This window comes from Streptomyces beihaiensis, from assembly GCF_026274175.1.
Classification (GTDB): Bacteria; Actinomycetota; Actinomycetes; order Streptomycetales; family Streptomycetaceae; genus Streptomyces; species Streptomyces beihaiensis.
Window position 1 is genome coordinate 17539 of sequence record NZ_JAPHNL010000265.1, and the last position, 21077, is coordinate 38615.

The window sequence follows — 21077 nt, forward strand, 5'->3', positions numbered from 1 at the left end:
CGGCGGGCCGAGCCGGGATCACCCGGCCGAGGCACCCGCCTCGATGATGGCCTTGAGGATGACCTGCTGGATGTCGCCGGGGTCGGTCACCTGGTGGCCGGAGCCGCCGGTGGCCTCGGCGATCTGCTGGATCTCGTCCTTGTCGGTGTCGGGGCCGACGGCGATGACGATGAGCGGGACGGGGTGCCGCGGGTCGGCGAGACCGCGCAGCTGGTGGAGGAGGTCGCTGCGGGAGATCGAGTGGTCGTCCTGGTTGACGCCGTCGGTGACCACGACCACGGCGTTGAACATCCCGTCGTGGTAGGTCCTGGTGGCCTCCTTGTACGCGGCCAGTGTCGTGTCGTACAGGCCGGTCGCCCCGCCGGGCACCGGCCGCAGCGTGCGGAACGCGGTCGTCAGGCGGTCCCGCTGGGTGCCCGCGCCGACGTGGTCGCCCAGGCGCTCGGTGGGGACCAGCTTGCGGTAGTCGCGGGAGCCGTCGAGGCGGGTCGAGAACTCCCACAGGCCGATCTGGTCCTCCGGCGTGAACGTCGCGAGGGCCTTGAGCATCGACTGCTTCGTCACCTCCATGCGGGACTGACCGCGGCCCGGCACCGGTTCGGCCATGGAGGCCGAGGCGTCCACGACCGTGGTGATCCGCGCGCTCTGCACCGTGATCGTCCACATGCCGAGGGTCTCGTCGACCTGCTGGTCCGTGGCGGGTCGCGAGGTGGGTTCGGTGTAGGGCTGCGGCGAGCGGGCGCCGGCCTGCGCCGCCACCGGGCCGGGCGAGTCGTCGTCGGTCGTGCGGAACCCGTGCTTCTCCAGGATCGCGCGGCCGCCGTCGGAGCCGAGCAGCGTCATGAAACGCACCGCGGCCTGGCTCTGGCCGTCGCTCATCCCGGCCTGGTCGACCAGAGCGAACGGGTAGTCGAGCTCGGGCGAGCCGTCCTTCGGGTAGAAGAGATCGAGACGCCCGCCGTCGCCCGCCTGGGCGTTGTACGTGAACGCGGCCTGCTCGGACATGATCAACGCCTCGTTGCGGCGGGGGTTGCCCCCCTCGGTGCCCGACGTGTCGCGGGCGACCGTGTCGAGGAGCTGGGCGTCGGTGTCACAGGTGCGGCGCGAGAGTGCCTTCGCCATCGCGGCCGCCTCGGTGTTCCCCTCCTGCCCGGACTTCTTCCCCGTCGCCGTCGCCAGCCGGGTGAGCGCGAGCAGCCCGGTGGCGCTGCGGGCCGGGTCGGCGGCGCCGAGCCGCGGCCCGCCGTCGCTCAGCGCCGAGCCGATGAGACCGCTCCAGCTGTACGTCTTGTCGGGCCAGCCGAACTTCTTCGCGGCCGACGGCACCATGCCCACGCCGATCGGGGACGAGGCGATGTCGCCCGCCGCCGTGACCTCGGTTGCCCCGGCGCCCCGGGAGACGCGGCGCAGCCACAGGTCCGAGTCCGGCACCCAGACCTGGTACTCGTCCTTGCCCCCGCCGGACCGCAGCGCCTCGGCGACCTGGTACGACGGGCGGGCGGTCACCGTGATGTCCAGGCAGGCGCCGTTTCCCGCGGCCCGGCCCCCGCGGGCGTGCTCGGCCGCGTCCTTGAGCGCGGGGGCCACGTCGGGGGAGGCGACGAGGTCGAGGTGGACGCGGTCGCCGCAGCCGTGCCCGAGGCCGAGCAGATCGGTGCCCAGCGCCACCGCCGTGCCTGCCGCGACGACGAGGACCAGGGCCGTCGCGACGGCCACGCTGCGGCGCCGCGGCCGGGGCCGGGGTGCGGTCGCCGATGGCCCGTACGCCTCGGGCGAACTGCTGTGACGTCCCATGACGGTGGTGCCCCTCCCCAGCCGTGAAGGCGGTTGCGATATAAGCGGAACAACAGCGGAGGGGAGTGGTGCGCGGTGTGTCGGACTGCGGCGCCCGCCCCCTCGGCCTGTCGCACGCGATCTTCGTACCTGCATTCGAGACCCTAGCGGTGCGCAGTGAAGGATGCGGCGGGATTACTCAACTGAGGACAGGTGTGCAGGTGAAGACGGGGCCGGTGGCCGATATTTTTCCTTCCGAGGGGCGTGCGCGGCGGATTCTGCGGGACGAGACGCTGCTGGTCCTGGGACTCTCGCTCGGTGCGAGCGGCGTCTCCGCGCTGATCAGCTTCATCGGGTCGGTCACCAAACCGGGCGGCCTCAAGGACCAGGCGGCGACGCTCAACGCCTCGGCCGCGCCCGGCCGCCCGTGGCTCGATCTCGCCTGGCAGCTCTTCGGGATCGCCACCGCCCTGGTGCCTGTGGCGCTCGTCGCGCACCTGCTGTTCCGGGAGGGCGGCAGCCTGCGCACCATCGGCTTCGACCGGCGGCGTCCGGGCTTCGACCTGACGCGCGGCGCCGTGATCGCCGCGGTCATCGGCAGCACCGGTATCGCGTTCTACCTGGCCGCCCGGGGGCTGGGCTTCAACCTCACGGTGGTGCCGGAGGCGCTGCCGGGCGTGTGGTGGAAGTATCCGGTGCTCGTCCTGTCGGCCGTGCAGAACGCGGTGCTCGAAGAAGTCATCGTGGTCGGCTACCTGCTGCGCAGGCTCGGCCAGTTGGGGTGGACGCCCGGCACGGCGCTGCTGGCGTCGTCCGTGCTCCGCGGCTCGTACCACCTGTACCAGGGCATCGGCGGCTTCCTCGGCAACCTCGCGATGGGGCTCGTCTTCGTCTTCCTGTACCGGCGGTGGGGCAGGGTCGGGCCGCTGGTGGTGGCTCACTCCCTCCTCGACATCGGCGCGTTCGTCGGATACGCCCTGCTCGCGGGCAAGGTGGGCTGGCTGCCCACGGCCTGATGTGCGCGTCATCGCCTACGGGGCGGTGAGCTCGCCCTCGATGACGGTGACCGCGCGGCCGGTGAGCAGCGTGCGCGCGCCGCGCAGACCGACGCGGACGAGCCCCGACCGGGCCGACGCCTGCAGCCCGGTCAGGTCGGCGCGCCCGAGGCGGCGGGACCAGAACGGGGCGAGGGCCGTGTGCGCGCTGCCGGTCACCGGGTCCTCGTCGATCCCGACCCGGGGGAAGAAGCACCGGGAGACGAAGTCGTGGTCGGCGCCCGCCCTCTCGGCCCGCGCGGTGGCGATGACGCCGCGCTCGAACCGGGCGGCGAGCGCCGTGAGGTCGGGCTCCAGCGCGCGCACGGTCCTCTCGTCCGCCAGTTCCACGAGCATGTCGCCGAGGACCGTACCCGTGTCGTGCACGGACAGCGGCGACGCGCCGAGCACGTCGGCCAGGCCGTCGGGCACGGCCTCCTCGGTCAGCGGCGCGGTGGGAAAGTCGAGGGTGACCGAGCCGTCGCCCCGCGGCTCGGCCGTGAGTACGCCGCTGCGGGTGGCGAACCGGACCGGCCCGCGCGCGGCCCCGGTGGCGTGCAGGACGTGGGCGGTGGCCAGGGTGGCGTGACCGCACATGTCGACCTCGGCGGCGGGCGTGAACCAGCGCAGCGCCCAGTCGGCTTCCCCGCCGGTGGGCAGCGGGTGCGCGAAGGCGGTCTCGGCGTGGTTGACCTCCCGCGCGACGGCCTGCATCCAGGCGTCGTCGGCGAACGTGTCGAGGAGCAGGACACCGGCCGGGTTGCCGGTGAAGGGGCGGTCGGCGAAGGCGTCGACGATACGAATGCGCATGGTGGGGACGCTAGTTGGGTGCCCGACCGTGCCGCCAATGCCAATCGGCGAACAGTGGCTCTCCCCAAGGGCTTGCCAGGCGAACAGTCCCGATATATCGTTGAGGCATCGCGATCGGTCAAAGACCGGATCGCGGAAGTTGCATGGAATGACTCACCGATCGGTACGAAAGGACTGATTCCCATGCGTAACCACGGACACGACCACAACCACGACCACGGACACGGGCACTGCGGCCCCGGCCACGCCGGCCGGGGCGGTTTCGACCGGGGCTTCGAGCGCGGCGGCTTCGAGGGGCGGCGCGCGGCCTTCGGGCCCTTCGGGCCCGGCTTCGGCCCCGGCGGCCCCTGGGGCGGCCGAGGCGGCCGCGGTGGCGGGCCTCGCGGCCGGGCGCGGCGCGGCGATGTGCGCGCCTCGATCCTGGCGCTGCTCAAGGACCGCCCGATGCACGGCTACGAGATGATCCAGGAGATCGCCGAGCGCAGCGGCGGCGCGTGGAAGCCGAGCCCCGGCTCGGTCTATCCGACGCTGCAACTGCTCGAGGACGAGGGCCTGATCGCCAGTGAGAGCGAGGGCGGCAAGAAGCTCTTCTCGCTCACCGAGGACGGCCGCACCGCTGCCGACGAGGGTCCCGAGGCCCCCTGGGAGGAAGCCGGCCGCGGCGTCGACTGGGAGGCCATGAACGAGATCCGGCAGGCCGGGTTCGGCCTGATGGAGGCGTTCGGCCAGGTCTGGAAGACCGGCAGCAAGGAACAGCGTGAGAAGGCGCTCGGTGTCATCAACGAGGCGCGCAAGAAGCTGTACCTCATCCTCGCCGACGAGGACTGAGCCCGTGCGGGCTCGTGACGTCGGATGTGAAACAGCCGAAGAGGCGTCCCGCACCGGTGTGCGGGGCGCCTCTTCGGCTGTCGCGGTCCGGCGTGCGGCGGGGGTCAGGTCACCAGACCGGCCAGCTTGCGCAGGGACTCGTTGAGGGCCGCCGTCGCCGAGTCCTTGAGCTTGCCCGCCATCAGTGACACCGCGGCGCCCGTGAACGAGCCGTCGATGCGGACGGTCGTCGCCGCGCCGTCGGGGGTGAGCGTGTAGCGGGTGGCGACGTTCACACCCATCGGGCCCTTGCCCGCGATGGCGAGCGTACGAGCGGTCTCCACGTCCTCGATCGTCCAGGTCACCTCGGCCGGGAAGCCCATCAGTTTCATGTTCTCCTCGAACGTGCCGCCGACCTCCAGCGAAGCGGGCCCGCCCCGGGGGAACGAGGTGTGCGTCGCGTTCCACTCCCCGTACGCCGAGAAGTCCGTGAGCTGCGCCCAGACCTTCTGCGCGGGTGCCTCGATGCGTGATTCCGCGCTGACTTCGGCCATGCGGCCACCCCTTTGAGTCGTGAGCCGTGACGGGTGCGACTGTCTCGTCGCGGAACGTAGCCGCGCGGTCCCGAACATTCAATACTGATGAACCGTCAGAAATTCGAGGGGTGCCGGTCAGCCGGTCAGTCGGTCGGACCGGTCGGACCGGTCGGACCGGTCGCAATGGTTCGGCCGGTCTGCCGGTTCAGCCCACGCGCCGGATCCGCGCGGCGTCGAAGAGGTCGTACGCGCGCGGGTGCGGCCCCTCGTCGTGGCAGTGCCAGGCGTCCCAGAACAGGTCGGCGAGCAGCGCGTCGTCGGGTGCGTACACCCGGTACACGTACTGCCTGCCGTCGACCGCGGGCAGGGCCACGAGCCAGCTCCTGCTCTCCATCACAGGGGCAGACGACTGCTCGCGGGGGTTGGTTGCGCCGAGGGCGCGAAGCAAGGCGGCGCGCGCCCTTCGGGGCGGTGTGGCCGGATCTCATCCGCAAGGAGGAGAAGGCGGGCGCACGTGCCCACCTTGTGTCGGACGAGAAGATGCTTCCGAACGGGGATGTTTCAGCGTATCGGTGCTGATGAGGTGGGGTACGTGCAAAGTCCGACCCCGCCCGACGCCAGCGCGCACGACCCCGCCCGCGGCCCGTCCGCCGAAGCCCAGCTCAGTGACGCGGTGACGCTCGTCGTGGCCGGCGCCAAGCGGCGCGCGGTGCGAGACGGGGACCCGCAGATCGACACCGCGCACCTCCTGCACTCCCTCCTGGAGGCCGACCCCGAGGTACGCGCCGCCTTCCCCGAAGGCGCGCAGGTGGCCCGGCTGCTCGGTTATCTCGTGCAGCGCAGCATCGGTTACGGCCTCCAATGGCAGGGCACCGTCGAGGACTCCGGCGCCGTGCCGCTCCTCGGGGCAGCCGCTCCCGACTGGTCGCCCGCTGTCGCCGTCGCCATGGACGCGGGCATCGAACGGGCGCTCGCCCGCGGTCGCACCCACGCCCGCGGCACCGACATCCTCGCGGCGCTCGCGGCGGACCCGGAGTGCCGCGCCGTCGAGGTGCTGCGCCGCGCCGGGGTGGACGTCCCCGAACTGGTACGACGGCTCGGCTGACGCGCCGCCCCGCCGCCCCGTCCGCCCACTGAGACAGGCGCCAATCGGCGTGACGCTCCTGACCCACCCTGTCATGATGGGCCGGTGCAGGGGTCAACACAGTCTCAGAACGGTCAGGGAACCGGCGCTCGCGGCGTCGGACTCGGGATCGCCCTCGTCTCCGCGCTCGCCTTCGGTGGATCAGGGGTCGCCGCCAAGCCGCTCATCGAAGCGGGACTCGACCCGCTCCACGTGGTGTGGCTGCGCGTCGCGGGCGGCGCCCTCGTCATGCTGCCCGTCGCGTGGCGCCACCGCGCGCTGGTGCTGCGGCGGCCCGCGCTGCTCGCCGGGTTCGGGTTGCTCGCCGTGGCAGGCGTGCAGGCCTTCTACTTCGCCGCCATCTCCCGTATCCCCGTGGGTGTCGCCCTGCTCATCGAGTACCTGGGGCCCGCGCTGCTCCTCGGCTGGGTGAGGTTCGTGCAGCGCAAGCCCGTCACCCGGGCCGCCGCGGCCGGTGTCGTGCTCGCCGTGGGCGGGCTCGCCTGCGTGGTCGAGGTCTGGTCCGGTCTGAGCTTCGACCCGGTCGGCGTGCTCCTCGGGCTCGGCGCGGCCTGCTGCCAGTGCGGCTACTTCGTCCTGGCGGACCAGGGCAGCGACGCCGACTCCACCGGGGGCGAGGTCCCCGACCCGCTCGGCATGATCGCGTACGGGCTGCTCGTCGGCGCCGTCGTCCTCACCGTGGTCGCCCGCCCCTGGGGTATGGACTGGTCGATCCTCGCGGGCAGCGCCTCCATGAACGGCACGCGGGTACCCGCGTGGCTCCTGCTCTGCTGGATCGTGCTGCTCGCCACCGTGGTCGCGTACGTCACCGGTGTCCTGGCGGTACGCCGTCTGTCGCCGCAGGTGGCCGGGGTGGTGGCGTTCCTGGAGGCAGTCGTCGCGACGGTACTGGCGTGGGTGCTGCTCGGCGAACGGCTCGGCCCGCCGCAACTGCTCGGCGGCGCGCTGGTGCTGGTGGGGGCCTTCATCGCGCAGAGCTCTCGTTCCGCGCGGCCCTCGACACCACCCGGCCTCGCGCCGAAGAATCCGGTGCCGAGCGAGAGCGGCGTCGCCTAGGGCCTGTCCCGCGGGTCGGGCTGGACTCGGTCGGCCGCGTCCGCTCGGCAGCAGGACCCGTCGGGCAGGCCCTGGCCGCGCCCTCTGCCCTGCCCCTACGCCTGTCGGCGACGCCGCTGGGCGGCGAGCGCGGCGGCGTCGCGCGGGTCGCCCCGTTCGGCCAGGCCCCGGGCGATCCGGTCCTGGACCTCCTCGGGCTTGTGTCCGGCGTACTTGAACTTGGCCCGTACGTCGGTCACTTCGAGTCGCAGGCCCCGGATCCCCGGCAGCATGCGCCCGTACGGGGCCTCGCCAGGGGTCACCGTCGCCGACCGGCCCGGCGCCTGGAATCGGCCCACCAGCCGGTTGAGCAGCTCGGCCTTCTCCTCCGGGGCGTCCACCACCCGGGCGGTGCAGCGCAGTTGTACGGCTGCGTAGAAGCTCGTCGGCGTGCCGTGCTCCGCCGGGGCGCCGGGCGGAGCCTGCCACGGTCCCGGTACGAACGCGTAGTCGTCCACCACGCTCAGCAGCACCTCGGAGTCCGCCGCGAGCGCAGGCCAGACCGGGTTGGGCCGGGCGAGGTGGGCGACGGCCTCGCCGAACTCGCCGCCGCGCGAGGCGTCGTACGCGAAGTGCATCGGCTGCACGAACGGCGGTTCGCCCGGCAACCCGTTGACCGCGAGCTGCCCGAAGTCATGAGTGGCCAGCCACGCCTGCCACTCGGCCGTGTCGCGCGCGGCGTCCCACGGGTGGATCAGCATGCCGGCTCCCGCAGGTACGCCGGGAGTTCGATCCCTTCGGCGAGATCGTCGGCCGGGACCGGAGTGCCGTACCCCCGCCGGACCGGTACCACGCCCGTCCAGTGCGGCAGGCCAGCGTCCTCCGGTTCGTCGTTGGGTCCGCCCGTGCGCAGCTTCGCCGACACCTCCGCCAGATCGAGGCGGAGCACGGCGGTCGCGGCGAGCTCCTTGGCGTTCGCGGGCCGTGAGTCGGCCGCCCGGCCCGGCACGACATGGTCGGTCAGCGCGTCGAGCGCCATGCGCTTCTCGTCCTCGTCGACGACCTGGTACGCCGTCCCGTGCACCACCACGGAGCGGTAGTTGACGGAGTGATGGAAGGCCGAGCGGGCGAGGACCAGGCCGTCGACGTGGGTCACGGTCAGGCAGACCGCGAGCCCCGGGTCCTGCCGCCCGGCGGCCCGCAGCGGACGGGATCCGGTGGAGCCGTGCACGTAGAGCCGGTCGCCGACGCGGCCGTACAGCGTGGGCAGCACGACCGGAGCGCCGTCCCGCACGAAGCCGAGGTGGCATACGTACGCCTCGTCGAGTATCGCGTGCACCAGGGCACGGTCGTAGCCGGCGCGTTCCCTGGCACGGGTGGGGACCGTGCGCTCGGTCGGCGCGTAGGCGGCGTCGGTCGCGTGGGCCGTGGACGGTTCGTGGGCCAGGGGCATGGTGCGGTCTCCCGTTGCGTCATTGATTGCACTAGTGCAAACTGTTCTTTGTGCTAGGAGAGTATCCGATCAGTGGGCGGCGCGCAGTGGACATTTCCGCGAGCGTGGAGCGGGCGGTCGCCGACGGCGCCCTTGAGCCCGGCCAACTGCTCCCGCCGATGCGGGAGTTGGCCAACAGTCTCGGCGTGAACCCGAACACGGTCGCGGCCGCGTACCGGACGCTGCGCGAGCGCGGGGTCATCGAGACCGCGGGGCGCCGCGGCAGCCGTGTACGCCCGAAACCCGCCACCACCGCCCGCGAGCGCATCCGTGTCGACGTGCCCGAGGGGGTGCGGGACGTCTCCGACGGCAACCCGGACACGGCCCTGCTGCCCTCCCTCGCCGAGGCGTTCACCGAGGCCGCGACCGCGGCCGACCGCGACCCGGTGCTGTACGGGGACGACGCCCTCGAACCCGCACTGGAGCGTGCGGCGCGGGCGGCGTTCCGCGCCGACGGGGTGCCGGACGGGACGGTGGCCGTGGCCTCCGGGTCGCTCGACGCGATCGAGCGGGTGCTGGCCGCGCACCTCAAGCCCGGCGACGCGGTCGCGGTGGAGGACCCGGGCTGGGGCAGCATGCTGGACCTCGTGCCCGCGCTCGGACTGCGCGTCGTCCCGGTCGGCGTCGACGACGACGGGCCGCTGCCGGACGACGCGGAGCGGGCCCTGCGAGGCGGGGTCAGAGCGTTCGTGGTGACGTGCCGCGCGCAGAACCCGACCGGTGCCGCGGTGGGCGCGGCGCGAGCGAAGCGACTGCGGGCGCTCCTCGCCGCGCACCAGGAGGTGCTGCTCATCGAGGACGACCACGGGCACGGCATCGTCGACCTGCCGCTCCACCCGCTGGCCGGTGTCACGCGGCACTGGGCGTTCGTCCGCTCGGCGGCGAAGGCGTACGGCCCCGATCTGCGGCTCGCCGTGTTCACGGGGGACGCGACCACGGTCGACCGGGTGCGCGGGCGGCAGCGGCTCGGCCCCGGTTGGGTGAGCCGGATCGTCCAGCGGGCCGTCGCCGCGCTGTGGGCGAGCGGCGCCGTCGATCCGGGGGCGGTGGCCGCCTCTTACGGTCGGCGTCGCGAGGCCCTCGTCGCCGCGCTCGCCGCCCGGGGGGTCGCGGGCCGGGGGCGCAGCGGCATGAACGTGTGGGTGCCCGTTCCGGACGAGACGGGCGCCGTGGCGCGGCTGCTGCACGCGGGCTGGGCCGTCGCGCCGGGCGCGCGTTTCCGGATCGAGGCGGGGCCCGGGGTGCGCATCACCGTGTCCCGCCTGGCCTCCGGCGATGTCGACACGGTGGCGGACGCCGTCGCGGAGGCGGTCAGGCCGGCACCGCGACGGCACTACGCGTGAGGACGCGTGACCGTCGGCCGCGACCGCTGTGCCGTTGCCACGAGCGGTGCGGCCACTGGCTGTGCGGCTGCGAGCGGTGCGGCTACGGGTGATGTCGCTGCGGGCTGTGCGACTGCGGGCTGTGCGGCTACGAGCGGTGCCGCTGCGGGCGGCCGCGCGACTGCGTGAGCGCCGCGCCCGCCAGGACGATCGCCGCGCCGACCGGCGTCGACCAGCTCAGCGACTCGCCGAGCAGGGCGACACCCGCGGCCGTCGCGATGACCGGGATGAAGTACGTGACCATCTGCGCGGTCGTCGGGCCGACCTCCGCGACCAGGCCGTACTGGATCAGGACCGCCAGGCCGGTGCCCAGTGCGCCGAGCGCGACGACGGCCAGTGACGGGACCAGGGCGAAACGGGCGGGCCAGGACGTGAACAGCGGCGTCACGAGCGCCAGTTGGACGGTGGCGAGGAGCAGTTGGGCGCCTGTCATCGACAGGTGTGACGTACCGGTGTGCGCCAGAGTACGGCGGACGTAGATCCAGCCGACCGGGTAGCTGAACGAAGCGAGCAGCGCCATCGCCGTGCCGGTCAGGTCCAGGCCGTGGAAGCCCTGCCACACACCGAGCACCGTCAGGACGCCCAGGAAGCCGATGCCCAGGCCCGCGACCCGGCGCCGTGTCGGCCGGTCCTCGCTGAGCGCGACCAGCGACAGGGCCATGCCCCACAGCGGCGACGTCGCGTTGCAGATCCCCGCCAGTGTCGACGGGATCGACCGCTCGGCGAACGCGAACAGCGAGAACGGCAGCGCGTTGAGCAACAACGCGGCGATCGCCAGACGGCCCCACGTGCGGGCCCCTCGCGGCAACCGCTCCCGCTTCACGGCCATCGCCGCCACCAGCACCAGTGTCCCGAACGTCAGTCGGCCGAGCGTGACCTGGAACGGGGCGTAACCGTTCGTGCCCACCTTGATCAGCAGAAAGCTGAAGCCCCAGATGAGGGAGAGGACCCCGAAACGCAGCCGCCAGTCCAGCGCCGGGCGCCGATCACCGCCGGTCGTGGGGGCGGCGGGTGCGGACGGTGCGGACGGCGCGGAGGGGCTGGGTGCGGCGGGAGCCGCAGAGGGCCGCGGCCCCGTGGCGGAGGCGGTGAGGTGGCGCATGTCCCCAAGGGTGGCGTCGCACTTCTTCGTAGCACAAGCGAGATTTCTTCGTCAGTACCGCTTAGCATCGCTTACATGTTGAACTTGGAGCGGCTGCGCGTGCTCGACGCGCTCGCGCGGCACGGATCGGTCAGCGGCGCCGCGGAGGCGCTGCACGTCACCACCTCCGCCGTCTCGCAGCAGATGACCAAACTGGAGCGCGAGGTCGGACAGCAGCTGCTCGCCAGGCGCGGGCGCGGCGTGCGGCTCACCGACGCGGGGCGACTGCTCGCCGATCACTCGGGACGCATCCTGTCCCAGGTGGAGCTCGCCCGGTCCGATCTGGAGGCACAGCGCGGGCAGGTCGTGGGGGAGCTGCGCCTGTCCGCGTTTCCGACCGCGGCCCGCGGCCTGCTCCCCGCCACGCTCACCGCACTCCGTGTCGAACACCCACAACTGCGCGTCCGGTCACAGGAGCTGGAGCCCGAGAGCGGGATCGCCGCGGTCGTCCGCGGCGACCTCGACATGGCGGTCGTGCTCGACTGGTACAACAAGCCGATGCCGCTGCCCGAGGGCCTCGTCAAGGCGGGCATCCTCGACGACCCCGCCGACATCGCCATGCCCGTCGACCACCCTCTCGCGGACCGCGACGAAGTGGGCCTCGAAGACTTCGCCGACGACGAGTGGATCACCTGGGGGCAGGGGGAGTTCTGTCACGAGTGGCTGCTGTTCACGCTGCGTGCCAAGGGCGTCGAACCAACGGTCGGCCATCGCGCGGCCGAGACCCACACCCAACTCAACCTCGTCGCAGCCGGGTTGGGTGTCTGCGTGGCACCGCTGCTCGGCCGTCACCCGGTGCCGGAAGGCGTGGTGACGGTACCGGTCCGGCAGCAGGTGCGGCGCCACGTCTACGTGGTGTGGCGTGCCGACGCCGACCGCAGGCCGTCCATCCGGGCGGCCGTGCGCGCGTTGCAGCGGACCGGTGCCGAGCTGGAGCGTGCCGCGGGCCGGTAACCGCGCGGGAGACAGGCGGACCGCTCCGGCTACAGGCCGGCCAGCTTGCGGAAGTCCCATGACGCGATCCGCTCCGGCGTCAGCCGTGCCCACGCGTGCCGTCCGTCGTGCACCATCTCATCGAGCCCGAAGTTCTTGCGCGCGAACGCCCGCTCCACAGAGTCGAGTTCGGGGCACGGCGCGCCGGTGCGCGGGCACTCCCCGACGAACACAGCCCGCCCCGACAGCTCGACCCCGCGCAACTCCCCGTACTCCTCGCCCGCGTCCACCACCACGGCCACCCGCCCGTCCGCCCCGAGGTCGGCCCAGCGGCGGCTGCGGGTCAGCGAGTACAGCCACAGCGACGTCCCGTCCCACTGGAACCACAAGGGGCTCACGTGCGGCGTGCCGTCCGCGGACACCGTGGCGACCCGGCAGGTGCGCTGCTCGGCCAGAAAGGCGTCCAGCTCGGCCGCGGACATCATGATCCTGCGGCCGCGCCGCTGAGTGACGGACATGGTGCGCTCCTGGGTATGCGGATCCGGTATTCGGTTCGTGGTCTGCGGTCTGCGGTCTGCGGTCTGCGGTCTGCGGTTCGTGGTCTGCGGTCTGTGGGGGCGGTGCCGCCGCCTCCGCGGTCCACGACCTGTGCCGTGCGGCCGACGGGCGAACTGACGGCACGTCAGGTATCGAGCATGCGGCCTCTTCCGCTTCCGCGCAATGGTGGCTAGTCTCCGGCACCTCGTCTCGTAGGGGCCGTCGGCAGGGGAGACCATGGCGTCACGCGAAGACCTCACCGGACTGCTCGACCCGACGAGCACCGTCCTGCTCACGGTGGAGTGCCAGCAGGGCGTCGTCGGAGCGGAGAGCGCCCTGCCCGAACTGGCCCATGAGGCACGGTCGTCGGGCGCGCTGCTGCACGTGGCGCAACTCGTCTCCGCGGCCCACGCCGCCGGGACCCAGGTCATGCACGCGATCGCCGAACGGCGCCCCGACGGCCGTGGCGCCAGCCGCAACGGCCGCCTCTTCCGTGCCGCCGAACGCCTCCCCGTGCAACAGCTCACCGGTACCCGGGCGGTTTGCGTGGCACCGCCCATCGAGGTCGCCGGTGAGGACCTCGTCGTACGGCGGCTGCACGGGCTCTCCCCGCTCGCGGGTACCGACGTCGACCCGCTCCTGCGCAACCTGGGCTGCCGCACCCTCGTCGTCACCGGCGTCTCGGCCAACGTGGCGATCCCCAACGCGGTCTTCGACGCGGTCAACCTCGGCTACACCGCCGTCGTCCCGAGCGACGCCATCGCCGGGGTGCCCGCCGACTACACCGCCGCGGTGATCCGCAACACGCTCGCCCTGGTCGCCACCGTGGTGACGACCAGGGACGTGCTGACGGCCTGGAAACTCCCCGGGCTGGGCTGACGGCGACGGGGGGCGGCCGGTTCCGGCGTGGCCGGGGACCACTGACGGCACCTAGGCGAGCTTGATGTCCTCGCCGTTGACGGTGATCTTCTTGGCCGGGAGCGGCCGAGGGGCCGGCGGGTGCGTCACGCTGCCGTCCTCGATGGAGAACTTGCTGCCATGGCACGGACAGTCGATGGTGCCGTCCGCGACCTTGTCGACCTTGCAGCCCTGGTGGGTGCAGATGTCGCTGAAGGCCCTGAACTCGCCCTTCTTCGGCTGCGTCACCACGACGCCCGCGCTCTGGAACACCTTGCCGCCGCCCTCCGGGATGTCGGTCGTCTTGGCGATCACCTTGCCGCTGCTGCCGTCGCCCGAGCCGGTCCCGGTCCCGGTGCCGGTGCCGGTGCCGGTCGAGCCCGTGTCACCCGAACCGGTACCGCTCGAACCGGCGTCGTTCGAGCCGCCGCCGCACGCGCTGAGCGCGGCGGCGACACCGGTGGCACCCACTGCCGCGACGACGGCGCGGCGCGTGGCGGACCGGGCGAGGGGGCGGTCCGACGGTGCGGTCTCCTGTGAAGCGGTCATGGAGACGTCTTCCTTTCGTGGAGTACGAGGGCGCGGGGTCCTCTGGATGAAGCGGACTCCCCTTCGTACGTCCTGGGGGCGGCAAACGTTCAACGCCGCGCCGGAAAGCCTCCGTGCGTGGGGCGGGTCGCCGGCTCAGGTCGATTCGCGGACGACGAGACGGCACGGGACGGCGTGCAGGCCGGGGTGCGGCTCGGAGCCGATGGCGCTCAGCAGCCGAAGGGCCGCCTGCCGACCGATCTCGGTGAGGTCCGTGTCGATCGTGGTCAGCGGTGGACGGCAGGCCAGGGCCATGATGTCCCAGTTGTCGTACCCCACGATCGCGATCCGGCCCGGGACGTCCGTGCCGTTCTCCCGCAGCGCGTCCGCGACACCCCGGGCGATCTGGTCGTTGCCGCAGAAGAAGGCGTCCGTGTCGGGTGCGGTGCGCAGGACGGCCTCCGCGGCGCGCCGCCCCCACGCCTCGCTCCACTCGCCGAAGTGGACCCGGCCCGTGGCGAGTTCCAGCGAGTTGCGCTCCAGCAGATCCACGGTGTGCCTGGCGCGGTCGCGGGCGGCCGCGTGGTGGGCCGGACCGGTGACGTGCGCGATCCGGGTGCGACCTGTCGCCAGCAGATGCTCGACGGCCAGCTGGGCGCCGCTGTGGTCGTCGGAGACCACGGACATGTCGTCCGGGTCCGTGGAGGGCGACAGCGCGTAGACCGTCGGGACCCGCTCGACGCCTGTCAGCGGCGGACGCGGGTCGGTGCGACGGCCGGTGACGATGATGCCGTCCACTCTGCGGTCCATGAGGTTGCGCAGGTGGTGCTGCTCGCGGATGGCGTCGCCGCGGGTGTCGCACAGCAGCACGGAGATCTTCCCGGCGCCGAGCGCGTCCTCGGCGCCGAGGAGCACCGGAGTGCTGAAGCGGCCGATGCCGTCGGTCGTCATCAGCCCGACGGTCCAGCTGCGCCCGGTGTGCAGGCTCTGCGCGTACTGGTTGGGCCGGAAGTCGAGCGCCTCCACGGCGGCCAGCACGCGCTGCCGGGTCTCGGGCCGCATCCTGCCGCTGCCGCTCAGCGCCTTCGAGGCCGTTCCGACGCTGACGCCGGCCAGCTTGGCGACGTCGGCGAGCTTCGCCCGCCCGTTGGCCGGGGAACCTGAGACCGCGGTCACTGAGCAAACCTTTTCCTAGGTGACATCGACAGTTCCATCCTGACATCGTCGGTCGCCCCTGACCAGCCCTGACGGAGCGAGGGAAAAATGCTTGCGCAGGCGTCTTGACTGCCAACCCACGCCTCCATACCTTTCGGGGCAGGAAAACGTTTGCTCACGCCGGCCCGCAGGGCGGAGAACCACGCGGGGCGGAGAACCACCGCCCGCCGGAATGCCGGGCGGTGCGACAGACGCACGCCTGACCCCCGACCCCCGCCCCGCCCCCGACTTCTTCGGAGAGCCATGCCCCGCACACGCCCCGCCGTTCCCTCCGCCGAGTGTTCGACCCCGCTCGAAGCGGGCGGCGCCCCCAGGGGCCCGGTCCGCCTCGGCGAGGGTGCCACGACCGCCCTCGCTCCTGCCACCGCCGAGGTGTGTGCCGGGTTCTGGGCAGTGCGGCGCGAGGTGAACGCGCGGACCTCGGTACCACAGGGACCCGGACTGCTGGAGTCGGCGGGGAATCTGCACAACCTGCGCGTGGCGGCGGGCACGGCCGAGGGTGAGTTCCGGGGCGCGTACCCGTTCGTGGATTCGGACGTCTACAAGTGGCTGGAGGCGGCGTCGTGGCAGCTGGCCCAGGGGGCGTCGCACGCCGACACCGACGAGGCGACCGGCCGGCTCGCCGACGAGAAGACCGGCCGGCTCGCCGACGAGGTGGAGCGGATCGTCGCGCTCGTCGCCGAGGCCCAGCAGCCCGACGGCTACCTGAACACCTGGTTCCAACTCCTCAAGGGCGGTGAGCGGTACCAGGATCTGCGCTGGGGCCACGAGCTGTACTGCGCCGGGCACCTCATCCAGGCGGCGGTCGCCCACCACCGCGCCACCGGACGGACCGAACTCCTCCAGGTGGCACGCCGTTTCGCCGACCACATCGACTCCGTCTTCGGTCTCCCGGAGAGCGGCAAGCCCATCGACGGCGTCGACGGCCACCCGGAGGTCGAGACGGCCCTGGTCGAGCTGTACCGGGAGACCGGCGAACGCCGCTACCTCGATCTGGCCGGTTACTTCGTCGACCGCTTCGGCCACGGTCTGCTCGGCGGCGAGGCGTACTGTCAGGACCGGGTGCCGCTGCGCGAGGCGACGAACGTCGAAGGGCACGCCGTGCGCCAGCTGTACCTGCTGGCCGCCGCCACCGACCTGGCCGCCGAGACGGGCGACGCCGAACTGCGGTCCGTCGCCGAGCGGCTGTGGCAGGCGATGACCGCCACCAAGACCCACCTCACCGGCGGCCTCGGAGCCCACCACGACGAGGAGGACTTCGGCGACCCGTACGAGCTGCCCAACGAGCGTGCCTACTGCGAGACCTGCGCCGCCATCGCCTCCATCCAGTGGAGCTGGCGCATGGCCCTGCTCACCGGCGAGACCCGGTACAGCGACCTGATCGAGCGCACCCTGTACAACGGCTTCCTCGCGGGCGTCTCCCTTGACGGTGAGCGCTGGCTGTACGTCAACCCGCTCCAGGTCCGCGACGGCCACACCGACTCCGGCGGCGACCAGTCGGCCCGCCGCACCCGCTGGTTCCGCTGCGCCTGCTGCCCGCCGAACGCCATGCGGCTGCTGGCCTCGCTGGAGCACTACCTCGCCTCCACCGACGCCGGCGGCCTGCAGATCCACCAGTACGTCAGCGGCCGCTACACGGGAGACGTGGCCGGAGCGCCGGTCACGGTGACCGCCGAGACCGACTACCCCTGGCACGGCACGATCGGCCTGACGGTGGAGCAGACGCCCACCGACCGCCCCTGGGCGCTGTCCCTGCGCATCCCGCAGTGGTGCCGCGAGTACCGGGTCCGGTGCGGCGACACCACCTACGACCGGACCGACGCCCCCGCCGCCGACGGCTGGCTGCGGCTGGAGCGCTCCTGGGCCCCCGGCGATCAGGTCGTCCTCGAACTCGTCCTCGCGCCCCGCCTCACCGAGGCCGACCCCCGCGTGGACGCCGTACGCGGCTGCGTCGCCATCGAACGCGGGCCGCTCGTCTACTGCCTGGAACAGGCCGACCACCCCGGCGGCGGCCTCGACGACCTGGTCATCGACACCACGGCGCCGCCCGCCGTGAAGGACCGCCCCGACCTGCTCGGCGGTGTCGTCACCGTAGTGGCGGGCGGGTACCGCCGGTCCACCCCCGACCGGGGCTGGTGGCCCTACGCCTGCGCCGAGTCCGGGGCCTCCACCGGCACCACCACCGACGCCCCGTCCACCGGGAGTTCCGTCGAACTGACCGCCATCCCGTACTACGCCTGGGCCAACCGCCAGGACGGCGGCATGCGTGTCTGGCTGCCCACCGGCTGACCCCTTCTCTTTCTCTGTCTGCGCCTCGCACTCGCCCTCGCGCTCTCCTTCCTCGCCGACGCTCCTGCTCCCTGACGCCCCTGCTCCCTGACGCTCCTTCGTCCCCGACAGCTTCCTCCCGCTCCTTCCCGACCGCCCGATTCCGACCGCTCGATTCCGACCGCTCGATTCCGACCGCTCGATTCCGACCGTTCTCTGCCGACCGCTCCGTCCCGTCTCCCCACCGCCTGCGCACGACCCCCCGACACATCGAGGTCACCCGTGAGAAACGCCCGCCGCACCCTGATAGCCGCCCTCGCCGTCATCGGCACCCTGGCCTCCGCCACCGCCTGCGGAGGCGGTTCCAACTCCTTGCACTCCTCCGGCGCGTCCGGGAAGACGTACACGTTCTGGGACCCGTACCCGCAGTTCGACGCGTCCTCGGCGTGGGCCAAGCTCGTCACCAAGTGCGGGACCGAGGCCGGGGTCAAGATCAAGCGCACCGGCATGGACACCTCGGACCTGGGCAACAAGGCGCTGCTGGCCGCCCAGCAGGGCAACGCACCCGACGTGATGCTGGTGGACAACCCGGTGGTCTCCACGCTGGTGGAAGCGGGCATCCTCAACCAGACCGCCGCACTCGGTCTGAAGACGGGGTCGATCCAGAAGAACATCATCGACGCCGGAACCACGGTCGACGGCGCCTCCTACGGAGTCCCCATCGGCGCCAACACCCTTGCCCTCTACTACAACAAGAAGGTCCTGTCCGCCGCCCACGTCGACCCCGCCTCCATCAAGGACTGGGCCTCGCTCACGGCCGCCCTGAAGAAGGTCAAGGCGGCCGGCAAGAAGGGCATCACCTTCTCGGCGATCAACACGGAAGAGGGCAGCTTCCAGTTCCTGCCCTGGTTCTGGGGCGCGGGAGCCGACCTCACCCGGCTCAACTCCTCCAAGGCGGTCGCCGCGCTGTCGCTGTGGAAGCAGTGGGTCGACGCGGGCTACGCCCCCAAGGACGTCCTGCAGAACACCCAGACCACCAGCTGGCAGGAGTTCGCCACCGGACAGTACGCGTTCAGCGAGAACGGCACCTGGCAGCTCGGCAACGCCGACAAGGCCGGATTCGGCTACGGCGTGATCAGCATCCCGGCGCGCAACGGCGGTTCGGCGCCGGTGCCGACCGGCGGCGAGTTCGTCACCGTCCCGGTGCAGAAGGACACCGGGCGCTACGAGGTCAGCAAGAAGATCGTCACCTGTCTGACCAGCGACGCGAACCTGCTGCCCACCGACACGACGCTCGCGTACGTCGGACCCACCGCCGTCGTGCAGGCCGAGCAGGTCAAGCGGAACCCGAAGCTCAAGCCGTGGGTGGCCGCGGTGGCCTCGGCCCGCGGCCGGACCAGCGGTGGCCTCGGCACCAAGTACCCGACCATCTCGCAGTCGATGTGGACCGCCGTGCAGGATGCCCTGTCCGGCGGCAAGAGCCCGCGGGCCGCCCTCGACGCGGCGCAGAAGGCCGCCGCCAAGGGCGACGGCTGACCACCGGCCGACACGTGCGGGGCACACCGCAGGACACCCGGCCCCCTCGCCCGAGCCGCGCCCGCCCCGGGCATCTCCATCCGCACTCAGGAGCTCGCATGACCCTCGCCCGCGTCGACCGCCGCCAACGGCGGTCCCCGGCACGTCCCGGGGCGGCCGGCCTCGACGACCGGAAGGGCCTCCCGGCGCTCCGGCGTCGCCAGGGCCGCAGAAGCCGGCTGACCGCACTGGCCTTCGTCGCGCCACTGCTCGCCTACCTCACCGCGTTCTACGTCTATCCGCTCTACCGCAACCTGGACCTGAGCCTGCGCGACTACACCGTCAGGTCCTTCGTGGCGGGGGACGCCCCGTTCTCCGGCCTTGACAACTTCCGTACGGTGCTCGACGACCCGACCTTCGGTCCGGCGATGCGCCACACCATGGTCTTCACCCTGGTGTCGATCGTGTTCCAGTACGCGGCCGGACTCGCCCTGGCGGTCTTCTTCAACCGGCACTTCCGTCTCGCGCCGACCCTGCGGGCGCTGTTCCTGATCCCGTGGCTGCTGCCGCTGATCGTGTCGGCGTCGACCTGGTCGTGGATGCTCAACAGCGAGTCGGGCGTCGTCAACTACGCCCTCCACCTGGCCGGGGTCGCACCGGTCGACTGGCTCACCTCGCCCCACTGGGCACTGACCTCGGTGATCATCGCGAACATCTGGATCGGCATCCCCTTCAACCTGGTCATCCTCTACAGCGGCCTGCAGAACATCCCGGGCGAGCTCTACGAGGCGGCGTCGCTGGACGGGGCGAGCGCCTGGCAGCAGTTCCGGCACATCACCTTCCCGCTGCTGCGCCCCGTCTCCGCGATCACACTGCTGCTCGGGCTCGTCTACACGCTCAAGGTGTTCGACCTGATCTGGATCATGACCAAGGGCGGCCCCGGCGGTGCCTCCTCCACCTTGGCGACCTGGTCCTACCAGCTCGGCTTCGGCACGCTGCTGCCCAAGTTCGGGCCCGGGGCGGCCGTCGGCAACATCCTCATCCTCATAGCCCTGGCCTTCGGGCTGCTGTACATCCGTGTCCAGAGGAGGCAGGAAGCGTGACCTCCCCCCGCGCCGGAGCCTGGCGCTCACGCCGCAACACCGCCCTCGGTGTCCTGCTCACCACGCTGATGCTGTTCCCGGTGTACTGGATGCTGAACGTGTCCCTCACCCCGCAGCAGGACATGCGCAAGACCCCACCCGATCTGCTCCCGCTGCATCCCACCTTCGAGGGCTACCGGGCGGTCCTCGACGACCAGATGCCCTACCTGGGCACCAGCCTGCTCATCGGCCTCGGCACGGTCGCCCTCACCCTCGTCCTCGCCGCACCGGCCGGCTTCGCCCTGGCCAAGCTCCGGCCCCGCGGCGGCGGACCGCTCGGCCTCCTCCTCCTGGTCGCCCAGATGATCCCCGGCATCGTCATGGCGATGGGCTTCTACGGCATCTTCCTCGACCTCGGCCTGCTCAACTCCTGGTGGGGGCTGATCATCGCGGACTCCACCATCGCCGTGCCCTTCGGCGTGATGATCTTCACGGCGTTCATGTCGGGCATCCCCGGCGAGCTGATCTCCGCGGCCCGCATCGACGGCGCCGGAACCTTCCGCACCTTCTGGTCCGTCGTCCTGCCGGTGAGCCGCAACGCCGTCGTCACCGTCTCGCTGTTCAGCTTCCTGTGGTCCTGGTCCGACTTCGTCTTCGCCAACACCCTCGACGGCGGCGGCGACCTGCGGCCGATCACCCTCGGCATCTACAAGTACATCGGCAACAACAACCAGGAATGGAACGCGATCATGGCCACGGCCGTCGTCGCGTCGATCCCCGCAGCCGTCCTGCTGGTCCTCGCCCAGCGCTACGTGGCCGCGGGCGTCACCGCGGGCGCGGTCAAGGACTGAAGCACGGTGCCCGCGGCCGCCCGGGCGCCCAACGGCCGAAGCCGGGGCCCACCTGCCCCCTGCGCCCGCACCTCCCCTCCTCGCGTCCCAGTCGCGT

Annotated in this window: 21 protein-coding genes; 11 read left to right on the top strand and 10 right to left on the bottom strand. The window is 72.1% G+C overall.

All coding sequences use genetic code 11. The features are described from left to right. Nucleotides 1-18: 18 nt before the first annotated feature. Nucleotides 19-1794: a substrate-binding and VWA domain-containing protein gene (locus OFY01_RS21395; protein ID WP_266602357.1), complete on the bottom strand. Its 1776-nt coding sequence runs from the start codon at nucleotides 1792-1794 to the stop codon at nucleotides 19-21. A 194-nt stretch (nucleotides 1795-1988) separates the two neighbouring features. Between OFY01_RS21395 and OFY01_RS21400 the strand changes: the two genes are divergently transcribed. Then, entirely contained in the window at nucleotides 1989-2789 is an 801-nt protein-coding gene (locus tag OFY01_RS21400; RefSeq protein ID WP_266602359.1) for a CPBP family intramembrane glutamic endopeptidase, read from the top strand. A 15-nt stretch (nucleotides 2790-2804) separates the two neighbouring features. On the opposite strand, the gene OFY01_RS21405 is transcribed toward OFY01_RS21400, so the two are convergent. Beyond that, nucleotides 2805-3617 carry a PhzF family phenazine biosynthesis protein gene (locus tag OFY01_RS21405; protein ID WP_266602361.1) on the bottom strand — a complete coding sequence of 271 codons (813 nt, stop codon included), beginning with the start codon at nucleotides 3615-3617 and terminating at the stop codon, nucleotides 2805-2807. A 183-nt stretch (nucleotides 3618-3800) separates the two neighbouring features. Between OFY01_RS21405 and OFY01_RS21410 the strand changes: the two genes are divergently transcribed. Next, nucleotides 3801-4445 (top strand): PadR family transcriptional regulator, encoded by a 645-nt coding sequence (locus OFY01_RS21410; RefSeq protein WP_266602363.1) that lies wholly within the window; start codon nucleotides 3801-3803, stop codon nucleotides 4443-4445. A gap of 104 nt (nucleotides 4446-4549) precedes the next feature. On the opposite strand, the gene OFY01_RS21415 is transcribed toward OFY01_RS21410, so the two are convergent. Continuing rightward, nucleotides 4550-4978 (bottom strand): type II toxin-antitoxin system Rv0910 family toxin, encoded by a 429-nt coding sequence (locus tag OFY01_RS21415; RefSeq protein ID WP_266602365.1) that lies wholly within the window; start codon nucleotides 4976-4978, stop codon nucleotides 4550-4552. Nucleotides 4979-5165: 187 nt separating this feature from the next. After that, on the bottom strand, nucleotides 5166-5354 hold the full coding sequence (locus OFY01_RS21420) for a hypothetical protein (protein WP_266602367.1): 189 nt from the start codon (nucleotides 5352-5354) through the stop codon (nucleotides 5166-5168). Between the two features lie 198 nt (nucleotides 5355-5552). Here OFY01_RS21420 and OFY01_RS21425 point away from each other — a divergent pair, with 198 nt between their 5' ends. Both OFY01_RS21425 and OFY01_RS21430 read left to right on the top strand, forming a co-directional pair. Further along, on the top strand, nucleotides 5553-6065 hold the full coding sequence (locus tag OFY01_RS21425; protein WP_266602369.1) for a Clp protease N-terminal domain-containing protein: 513 nt from the start codon (nucleotides 5553-5555) through the stop codon (nucleotides 6063-6065). An 84-nt stretch (nucleotides 6066-6149) separates the two neighbouring features. Next, nucleotides 6150-7160 (top strand): EamA family transporter, encoded by a 1011-nt coding sequence (locus OFY01_RS21430; RefSeq protein ID WP_266602371.1) that lies wholly within the window; start codon nucleotides 6150-6152, stop codon nucleotides 7158-7160. 95 nt (nucleotides 7161-7255) lie between these two features. Here the strand turns inward: OFY01_RS21430 and OFY01_RS21435 are convergent, their stop codons facing one another. Both OFY01_RS21435 and OFY01_RS21440 read right to left on the bottom strand, forming a co-directional pair. Next, nucleotides 7256-7900 (bottom strand): FMN-binding negative transcriptional regulator, encoded by a 645-nt coding sequence (locus OFY01_RS21435; RefSeq protein ID WP_266602373.1) that lies wholly within the window; start codon nucleotides 7898-7900, stop codon nucleotides 7256-7258. Then, nucleotides 7894-8592, bottom strand: coding sequence for a pyridoxamine 5'-phosphate oxidase family protein (locus OFY01_RS21440; protein ID WP_266602375.1), 699 nt, complete (start codon nucleotides 8590-8592; stop codon nucleotides 7894-7896). Before OFY01_RS21440 ends, OFY01_RS21435 begins: the two co-directional genes overlap by 7 nt. 50 nt (nucleotides 8593-8642) lie before the next feature. Here OFY01_RS21440 and OFY01_RS21445 point away from each other — a divergent pair, with 50 nt between their 5' ends. Then, nucleotides 8643-9974 carry an aminotransferase class I/II-fold pyridoxal phosphate-dependent enzyme gene (locus tag OFY01_RS21445; RefSeq protein ID WP_266602377.1) on the top strand — a complete coding sequence of 444 codons (1332 nt, stop codon included), beginning with the start codon at nucleotides 8643-8645 and terminating at the stop codon, nucleotides 9972-9974. Between the two features lie 127 nt (nucleotides 9975-10101). Here the strand turns inward: OFY01_RS21445 and OFY01_RS21450 are convergent, their stop codons facing one another. Further along, nucleotides 10102-11115 carry a DMT family transporter gene (locus OFY01_RS21450; RefSeq protein WP_266602379.1) on the bottom strand — a complete coding sequence of 338 codons (1014 nt, stop codon included), beginning with the start codon at nucleotides 11113-11115 and terminating at the stop codon, nucleotides 10102-10104. Nucleotides 11116-11190: 75 nt separating this feature from the next. Between OFY01_RS21450 and OFY01_RS21455 the strand changes: the two genes are divergently transcribed. Then, nucleotides 11191-12108, top strand: coding sequence for a LysR family transcriptional regulator (locus OFY01_RS21455; protein ID WP_266602381.1), 918 nt, complete (start codon nucleotides 11191-11193; stop codon nucleotides 12106-12108). Nucleotides 12109-12137: 29 nt separating this feature from the next. Here the strand turns inward: OFY01_RS21455 and OFY01_RS21460 are convergent, their stop codons facing one another. Then, nucleotides 12138-12605: a pyridoxamine 5'-phosphate oxidase family protein gene (locus OFY01_RS21460; RefSeq protein ID WP_266602383.1), complete on the bottom strand. Its 468-nt coding sequence runs from the start codon at nucleotides 12603-12605 to the stop codon at nucleotides 12138-12140. A gap of 256 nt (nucleotides 12606-12861) precedes the next feature. Between OFY01_RS21460 and OFY01_RS21465 the strand changes: the two genes are divergently transcribed. Then, a complete protein-coding gene (locus OFY01_RS21465) occupies nucleotides 12862-13503 on the top strand; it encodes an isochorismatase family protein (RefSeq protein ID WP_266602385.1) in 642 nt (213 codons plus the stop codon). A 51-nt stretch (nucleotides 13504-13554) separates the two neighbouring features. Here OFY01_RS21465 and OFY01_RS21470 read toward each other — a convergent pair whose 3' ends face one another. Together OFY01_RS21470 and OFY01_RS21475 are read right to left on the bottom strand one after the other, a co-directional pair. Further along, nucleotides 13555-14070 carry a Rieske (2Fe-2S) protein gene (locus OFY01_RS21470; protein ID WP_266602387.1) on the bottom strand — a complete coding sequence of 172 codons (516 nt, stop codon included), beginning with the start codon at nucleotides 14068-14070 and terminating at the stop codon, nucleotides 13555-13557. A 135-nt stretch (nucleotides 14071-14205) separates the two neighbouring features. Beyond that, nucleotides 14206-15225, bottom strand: coding sequence for a LacI family DNA-binding transcriptional regulator (locus tag OFY01_RS21475; protein WP_266602389.1), 1020 nt, complete (start codon nucleotides 15223-15225; stop codon nucleotides 14206-14208). Between the two features lie 282 nt (nucleotides 15226-15507). Between OFY01_RS21475 and OFY01_RS21480 the strand changes: the two genes are divergently transcribed. From OFY01_RS21480 to OFY01_RS21495, 4 genes are all read left to right on the top strand, one after another. Beyond that, nucleotides 15508-17553 carry a glycoside hydrolase family 127 protein gene (locus OFY01_RS21480; RefSeq protein WP_266602391.1) on the top strand — a complete coding sequence of 682 codons (2046 nt, stop codon included), beginning with the start codon at nucleotides 15508-15510 and terminating at the stop codon, nucleotides 17551-17553. Nucleotides 17554-17814: 261 nt separating this feature from the next. Next, nucleotides 17815-19068, top strand: coding sequence for a sugar ABC transporter substrate-binding protein (locus OFY01_RS21485; RefSeq protein ID WP_266602393.1), 1254 nt, complete (start codon nucleotides 17815-17817; stop codon nucleotides 19066-19068). 98 nt (nucleotides 19069-19166) lie between these two features. After that, a complete protein-coding gene (locus OFY01_RS21490; protein WP_266602395.1) occupies nucleotides 19167-20150 on the top strand; it encodes a carbohydrate ABC transporter permease in 984 nt (327 codons plus the stop codon). Between the two features lie 68 nt (nucleotides 20151-20218). Further along, complete coding sequence (locus tag OFY01_RS21495; protein ID WP_266602408.1) at nucleotides 20219-20980, top strand: carbohydrate ABC transporter permease; 762 nt, start codon at nucleotides 20219-20221, stop codon at nucleotides 20978-20980. The last annotated feature ends 97 nt before the right edge of the window (nucleotides 20981-21077 follow it).